We start from the raw sequence: 967 nt of genomic DNA, 5'->3' as shown, positions 1-967 counted from the left end.
AGAGTAATTGTCATGGGCGCGATCTTGATCTGATACGAATGAAAAATCAAGTATCTTCAATTACGATGGGTATATATGTATAAAAAAATCCAAGCAGAAGCTGCTACTACCGACATCAAAGCACTGGAAATGTTTTTGAAGAAGTTCCGCAAAGTTGTCGCGGAGCGTCGGGAAGAATACTATCAGGAGATTGGTGATAAGAAGGCACAAAAGCTAAGGGCAGAAAGATTACAACGGTTGCTTAAGAAAATGGAGCGTGATCGTGTATTACCCCATGAGTTATAAAATAAAACCACCATATTGGTAAATACTGCCAGTATGGTAGTTTTATTTTAGATAGAAAATTTTCGGCGTTTTGTTGCTGATGCATTAAAATCAGAAGATATACCAGAAAGTTGCTCAAGACTTTGCTCAACAGAATGCTGGAACTCAAGAGCTGCTTCTGTGCGCTGTTTTATGACCAGAGCGACGAGTTCATCAGAGCTTTTTTCAATCAGGGCCTTTCTGTAGATAATGGACTCCTGCACTTTTTCTATCTTTTTGGATGCAAGGGCCGATGTATGGCTGACAGGATTGAGTTCTTCAATAAATTTTTCGAGCAGTGATTTTTTCTTTCTGTCTAATCTCAGGAGTTCGGTGTGCGCAGATTTAAATTTCTTGGCTTCAATCGAAGGTGAACCATTGGTTCTTAGCCTGCGATATTCCTCTCTGTATTCAGACATCGTTGGATATTTCTTTAATGTATTGATGGTGTTCAGATACTGAATTAAATCGTCGTTATTTAACTTTACTTTTCTCATATATACCTCGTAAATAAAATGGTGAATACATTTATATTACGAGATATGGTATAAGTGTCAAATCAACACGGGATAAACTATTGGTTATTTGGTCATGTATTCAATCCGGTGAACATCATGTAATATAGGGCAATTTACTGGAGAGTCATTAATGGCTAAAGTGGATG

2 protein-coding genes are annotated in these 967 nt (G+C 37.5%); one reads left to right on the top strand and one right to left on the bottom strand.

All coding sequences use genetic code 11. From position 1 onward, the window contains the following. The first annotated feature begins 75 nt into the window (after nt 1-75). The gene (locus NXS07_RS20325) at nt 76-285 is read left to right on the top strand and encodes an H-NS family histone-like protein (RefSeq protein WP_258087554.1); all 210 of its coding nucleotides are present in this window, start codon (nt 76-78) and stop codon (nt 283-285) included. A gap of 47 nt (nt 286-332) precedes the next feature. Here the strand turns inward: NXS07_RS20325 and NXS07_RS20320 are convergent, their stop codons facing one another. Continuing rightward, a complete protein-coding gene (locus tag NXS07_RS20320; protein WP_258087553.1) occupies nt 333-800 on the bottom strand; it encodes a DUF4756 family protein in 468 nt (155 codons plus the stop codon). Nucleotides 801-967: the final 167 nt, after the last annotated feature.

The sequence above is a fragment of the Xenorhabdus bovienii genome (assembly GCF_024721015.1).
GTDB lineage: Bacteria > Pseudomonadota > Gammaproteobacteria > Enterobacterales > Enterobacteriaceae > Xenorhabdus > Xenorhabdus bovienii.
Note: the sequence above shows the minus strand (reverse complement) of the source record. Positions and strands in the feature narration are given on the sequence as shown.

Coding starts and splice junctions, on each gene's coding strand:
- NXS07_RS20325 (WP_258087554.1), top strand. CDS start 76: ATGTATAAAAAAATCCAAGCAGAAGCTGCTACTACCGACATCAAAGCA.
- NXS07_RS20320 (WP_258087553.1), bottom strand. CDS start 800: ATGAGAAAAGTAAAGTTAAATAACGACGATTTAATTCAGTATCTGAAC.